The organism is Candidatus Cloacimonadota bacterium (assembly GCA_011372345.1).
GTDB lineage: Bacteria > Cloacimonadota > Cloacimonadia > Cloacimonadales > TCS61 > DRTC01.
In genome coordinates this window covers 1-6,124 of sequence record DRTC01000639.1, presented here as the reverse complement: position 1 = coordinate 6,124, position 6,124 = coordinate 1, and the positions used below count along the sequence as shown (strand labels likewise).

Below are 6,124 nucleotides of genomic sequence, written 5' to 3'. Positions count from 1 at the left end.
CTCCTATTTCGTAAAACAATTTGCCTAAATTGTTACTTTTCTCGTAATACAATTCTCCAAAATTATCCCTTTCATTTTGTAACAAGTCAGCAACTTGTTTTACTTCACATCTTGGCATGTTGTGTTACTGATTTCACCGAATTCGACTTACAACGAAGTGCAAGTCGAAGATGATGAATAATATTACTTTCCATCATTAATAAAACTTGAATTGTTCACGAGTCGCACTGCGTCACGACTCGTGTCCAATCTTAAATTCCAACCATTGCGTCCATTCTCCGAAGTATTCTACGAAGGATGAAAAGGTCTCGTTCCTCAACTATCCGTCAAAAGCCGGACATGGTTCGTAAGGTTTATTACTCATAAAATTTATTATATTCTTCCCGATGCGGACAAGTCAGACATTTTTTCTTATAATATTGATAAACACCTTTCGGAAGTTTTCCCATAGTTGCATGTCTCGAAGGACAAATATGACAGGGAATTTCCGGTTCGAGCCAGGCTTCGGGAGCAAATTTATAAAGAGATGCACCTTCCAGGATGGAAACTCCGGCACTGGTTCCTAATCGATTTGCTCCTGCTTTGATCAATCTCCAGGCATCTTTGAAATTCTGAATCCCACCCGCAGCTTTTACTCCAATATCAGGACCAACTGTTTTTCTCATCAATGCAACATGATCTGGAAATGCACCGAAAGCACCGAATCCGGTTGAAGTTTTGACGAAATGTGCTCCAGCTTCCACAGCAAGTTCGCAGGCTTTAACGATCTCTTCATCTGTCAGGTAGCAGGTTTCCAAAATGACTTTTACATGAGCCGGAGAACTTGCTTCCACAACCTTCCTGATGTCTTCTTTAACATAATCATACATTTTATCCCGCATTTTTCCGACATTGATGACCATATCGATCTCTTCTGCTCCATCCTGAACAGCTTTTTCAGCTTCTAAAGCTTTTAAATCACTAGTGTTCATTCCGAGCGGGAAACCGACAACACTGCAAACCAATACTTCGCTGTCTTTAAGTTGTTCATACGCAAATTTTACATAAGCAGGATTTATGCAGACCGAAATAAAACCGAAAGTTTTTGCTTCATTACACAAATTCAATATTTTCTTCTCGCCGGAACTGGATTTCAATTCCGTATGATCGATCATTTTGGCTAATTGTTCGATGTTTATATTTTCCATGGAAATACCACCTTTTTGTAAAACAAGATTCCAATCTTGTTCAAATATCGATTTTGGAAAATCGATTTACTCTCACAAACCGGAAGTTTCCGTTCTCGTTCCCAAACTCCGGTTTGGGAATGAATCTGAAAATCCTTTTTGAAATTGATTATGTTCCCAAACAGGAGTTTGGGAACAAGATGACATTTACAAACCGGAGGTTTGTGTTACTAATTGTCCGCAGGCAGCACCAATCTCCAAACCTCTGCTTTTACGAAAAGTTACAGCTGATTGTAAAACACTCAAAGATTGAGAGAATCTATCTATCTCTATTTGAGATGGAGTTTGAAAAGGTAAATCCTCAACTTCATTCCAGGCAATTAAATTTAATTTGCAGGAAATATCTCCCAGAAATTTGATTAAAGCTTTAATGTCTTCTTTACCCATATTAAAATCTTTGATCATGATATATTCAAAAGTGATGCGATAGTTAGATTTTTTTCTAAAATCAAGCAATGCTTCTTTTAATTCTGTTAGCGGATAGACTTTGCTGACCGGCATCAATTCTTCCCGTTTACTTTGAATCGCAGAATTCAGAGATATTGCCAGTTTCACTTTCAAACCAATATCAGCAAGTTTTCTGATTTCAGGAATCAAACCGCAAGTAGAAACCGTCATCCTTCTCGGACTAAATTGGAAGCAATCATCAAGTTGCAGGATTTTGATCGATTTGATCAAATTTTCGAAATTATCGAGTGGTTCTCCCATTCCCATGAACACGATATTTGTCAGCTTTTTATCAGCTAATTCCTTTTTTGCTAAAAATATTTGAGAAATAATTTCATGAACTTCCAGATTTCTAATAAATCCCATTTTACCGGTTGCGCAAAAACTGCAATCCCATTTGCATCCAACCTGGGTTGAAACACAAAGTGTATTTTTTTCTTTGAATGGGATCAGCACCATCTCTATTTTATTTGAATCTCGAAGTTCGAGCAGATATTTGCTTGTTCCATCTTGAGCAATATTTTTCTTAATGATTTTCGGAAGGTAACAATCAAAATCGTTAATTAATCTGTCCTTTAGGTCAGCAGAAATCGTGCTCATTTTATGAAAATCAATTTCCTGTTTTTTATATATCCAATCACAAGTTTGTTTCGCTCTATACTTTTTTTCCTTTTTGGAAAGAAAATAATTCTCTAATTCTCGTGGAAGTAATTCAAAGATATGCGGTTTCATACTCCGATGTAATCGATTATAAATTTTCTACGAACCTTTTTTTACTTTTTTTAAAGATTTATATTCAGCAAGAGAAATAATAGTCGTTTGTTTATCTTCCGATGAAAGGTAAATTTTGTTGTTATAATAGTCATTTTTTAAAACTATTCTGGTCTCACCATTAAGAATTATCCTGCTATTGATCTTAGGAAATTGAGTTGCTCTTTCAAGATAAAAATCTTCTTCATATTGGAGACAACACAAGAGCCTTCCGCAAGAGCCGGATATTTTTGAAAGATTGCTTAACAAATTCTGGTCTTTTGCCATCTGGATAGAAACCTGGTTGAATTTTTTTAACCAGGACACACAACAAAATGGTCTTCCGCAAATCCCGAGTCCGCCATACCTTTTTGCATCTTCCCTGCCAGTAGTCTGATGCAGTTCAATTCTCGTTTTGAATTCTGTTGCCAGTTCCCGTACAAAATCTCTAAAATCTACTCTTCCGTCTGCTGAAAAGAAGAAAGTCAGTTTATTCCCATCCAACTGGTAATATGTATCCTGATGTTTCATTTCAAAAGGATACTTGTCCATCAGTTTCTGAAATTTCTCGGTTACTTCCTTTTCCTTTTTATAAACTCTGTCTAATTGTTTATAATCTTCTTCCGTAGCTATTCTGAAAACTTTTCCGATCTCATTTTTATTAAATTTATTTTCCAGTTCTTCGCTGAAGATCGAACAATTTATAACTTTTCCTATATCCTCACCTCTTTCAACCTTCACCACAACATCCGTATCAGGTGCAAGTTCCAGATTTTTCGGATTATAAAAATAACCTATTCTTTTTGATCGAAAAACTACTTCTATGAATTCCTGCATTTATCCGCCAATCTATAATTATACTTGCTAAATATAAACTTGCCAAATTTTTAGAAATTTGGCAAGTTTTGTAAAGTCCAGTTCTTTTTATCCAATATTATTGTAAAGATTTTTTTCAGCTTCCGAAAGGGATAGTTTTCTTCGTTTTTTGACCAGTTCAGCAGTTTCGAGAAACTTATCGATCCTGTATTTAATTAGATTTGAACCGTCTCCCCAACTAAATGACGGAATGAAATCCGAGATCAGGTCTCTGCCAAAAAGATTACATCCGATCCCGATAACTGTTCCGGTATTAATGGTGGAATTTATACCGGTTTTGGCATGATCTCCGATGATCGTTCCCAAAAATTGAGTTCCGGAATCGATCTTTTTTCTGTCAGGATAAAAATATGTCTTTACATTTTTATAATTGTTCTTAAGATCACTGTTATTTGTGTCTGCTCCCAAATTTATCCATTCTCCTAAATAACTGTGACCGAGAAATCCATCATGCTGTTTATTGGAATATGCTTGAAAAATCGTTTCTTCAACTTCTCCTCCAACTTTACAAACCGGACCAATGGAAGTCCCTTCATATATTTTTGCTCCCACTTTGATCACACTTTTTTTCCCGATATAAGCAGGTCCGATAATAACTGCATTAGCCATTACTTTCGCACCTTCATCCAGAATCACAGGTCCTTCGGAAGCATCGATTACTACTCCCGGTTTAAGCTCAACTTTTTCTCCGATCCAGACATCATACGGATTTAGAATTGTTACTCCCATTTCTGTTTCAAAAAAATTATCTTTTTCATAAAAGAAATCCTTAAAATCCTGCTTTATATATTTTGAGTTTTCGGAAATTAATTCCCAAGTATGATTCCATAAAAATCCATCTTCAATTTGGATTGTTTCTAAATTACTGAAAAATCCGGATATATTTTCAGTTGAGACTCTCTTTTGATCTGTTCTCAATTTTGCAGCTAAAATATCATTGTCTTTAACTAAACAAGTATTTAAAGAAAGTTCCTCAATCTTTTTTACCATCTTTTCATCAACTTTCAAACGACTGTTAATGAAAAGAGTTTCTCCTTTAGAAATGGAATTGATCTGCCAATCCGGATGTCTTTCTTTATAGATTTTCTCCAGCTTTTCGGAAATTATCAAATTATATTCTTCAAAACGAAAAAAAGCTTTGATCCTTTGACGCAATTTTAGAATTCCAACTCTTAAATCTCCGGTTGAACGGGTGCAAGTTAATGGATAAAAATTCTTGTGTTTTTCATCATCAAAGATTATATATTTCATTTGTTCTCCGTGTATTTATAAATAACTTGCCAATCCTGCAACTGCAGGATGGCAAGCTTATAAAATTTCTAAATCATCCCATAACAATAATTTCCGGCTTAACATTTTTAAATTTAGGCATACTTTTTCCCAAATTTGCATTGATGAAAGTCGGATCACAGATAATATATTTTTCGTTTTTATAGATGACATTATCACCCTTAAAATTAGTATTTACTTTCACAGCTGTTGCCACATGCCCGGGATAATCGAGTCCGATAACTTCCAGGTTTAAAAGAGTGCGAATCAGATATGAGAATAAAACGGAACGATCTTCACAATCGCAATACGGATAGAATAAGGTTTCATCAGAAAACAGGCTTTTTTCTTTGCCAAATTGCTCGCCATCAGTTTTATACTCGAATGCGGTCTGGACAAATCGCAGCAGGATATTGACAGCTTCAAGTTCCGGTCTTCCTTCCAAAATGGGTTTAAGTTCCGAAATCAGCGAAAGGCTCGCTTTCTCCGAGAGAGGAGCATTAAAATACACTTCCAGGTCTGTTTGCGGATAATTCTTAAAAAATAAGGTCAGACTTTTATCAAATTTGACCGGGATAATGAATTGCTCTTTCCCATAACGAAATTTCAATTCTTTTTCAATAATTGAGCCATTAACTTTCGGAGACCTCTTCATACTTAAATCGATCAGATCATTGGCGTCCGGATATCTGCCTTCATAAGTTTTTATTTTCATCGTGAGTTTGATTTTTTTATCAAAAGAAATCAAATAGTATCTTTTGCTATCAAAAGTCAGGTAAGATACTCCATAAATTTTGTTCTCTGAAGGAAGCATTATATAAATTGTATTCCCGCTGTAACCAACTTTTGCTTCATGACCTGACTTAATCAGTAAAAACCAGAGAAATAATTTACTGAAATTCCGGGAATTATGAGAGATCTTATTTCCCAACGCATTCACCATTAAACAAAATCCCCAGTCATTCAGATTCATCTGTTTCCGGTAATAACTGATTTCTCGTAAAAGTGTATCATATTCCATGTTGGAAGCTTCATACCAGAAATCTGCAATGACCTTTTCATTAATGGAACTATCTACATCAATATTGAATTTGCCAAATTCAGTAAATTCCAAAGGAATTCCCAGAAAATTTATATTGATTTTTTTCTCTTTTTTGACGAATATTTCTCTATCTTTTTTGATTTGAACTTCTTCCTTTATTTTCGTTTTCGGAATCTCGATCTCCTCGATGATTTTTGCAGCTTTAGGAGTAACGATCTTTTCAGGTTTTACTTCCGGAACCTTTTCCGGTTTGGGAATTTCATCTAGAACTTCGCCTTTAAATGCCTGAAAATCTCGCCATTCGTTTTCCAGAAATTCCACGAATGCTTTATCTTGAGCACTCTTGAATTTGCGCATTGCTTCCTGCTGCTGCTTTTTCCAGGTTTCATAATCGTTTTCAGCAGTTAAGATTGAAAAGATTATAAAAAATGAAACGATTACTGAAATATAGATTTTTAATGAGTTCATTACTCCTCCCTTTTTATTTTATTTTTATATTGAAGATTTAATAATG

Annotated in this window: 5 protein-coding genes; all 5 read right to left on the bottom strand. The window is 35.0% G+C overall.

Features of this window, described 5'->3' with window-relative positions; genetic code table 11:
• Positions 1-356: 356 nt before the first annotated feature.
• Complete coding sequence (gene deoC, locus ENL20_12310; GenBank protein HHE39336.1) at positions 357-1,187, bottom strand: deoxyribose-phosphate aldolase; 831 nt, start codon at positions 1,185-1,187, stop codon at positions 357-359.
• Between the two features lie 186 nt (positions 1,188-1,373).
• Complete coding sequence (gene rlmN / locus ENL20_12305) at positions 1,374-2,405, bottom strand: 23S rRNA (adenine(2503)-C(2))-methyltransferase RlmN (GenBank protein HHE39335.1); 1,032 nt, start codon at positions 2,403-2,405, stop codon at positions 1,374-1,376.
• Between the two features lie 27 nt (positions 2,406-2,432).
• Complete coding sequence (locus ENL20_12300; protein ID HHE39334.1) at positions 2,433-3,260, bottom strand: Tpl protein; 828 nt, start codon at positions 3,258-3,260, stop codon at positions 2,433-2,435.
• An 87-nt stretch (positions 3,261-3,347) separates the two neighbouring features.
• The gene (locus tag ENL20_12295; GenBank protein ID HHE39333.1) at positions 3,348-4,550 is read right to left on the bottom strand and encodes a hypothetical protein; all 1,203 of its coding nucleotides are present in this window, start codon (positions 4,548-4,550) and stop codon (positions 3,348-3,350) included.
• Between the two features lie 73 nt (positions 4,551-4,623).
• A complete protein-coding gene (locus ENL20_12290) occupies positions 4,624-6,078 on the bottom strand; it encodes a hypothetical protein (protein ID HHE39332.1) in 1,455 nt (484 codons plus the stop codon).
• Between the last annotated feature and the right edge of the window lie 46 nt (positions 6,079-6,124).

What these genes read in the sequence shown, in the direction of transcription:
- deoC (HHE39336.1), bottom strand. Translation starts at nt 1,187, where the DNA reads ATGGAAAATATAAACATCGAACAATTAGCCAAAATGATCGATCATACG.
- rlmN (HHE39335.1), bottom strand. Translation starts at nt 2,405, where the DNA reads ATGAAACCGCATATCTTTGAATTACTTCCACGAGAATTAGAGAATTAT.
- ENL20_12300 (HHE39334.1), bottom strand. Translation starts at nt 3,260, where the DNA reads ATGCAGGAATTCATAGAAGTAGTTTTTCGATCAAAAAGAATAGGTTAT.
- ENL20_12295 (HHE39333.1), bottom strand. Translation starts at nt 4,550, where the DNA reads ATGAAATATATAATCTTTGATGATGAAAAACACAAGAATTTTTATCCA.
- ENL20_12290 (HHE39332.1), bottom strand. Translation starts at nt 6,078, where the DNA reads ATGAACTCATTAAAAATCTATATTTCAGTAATCGTTTCATTTTTTATA.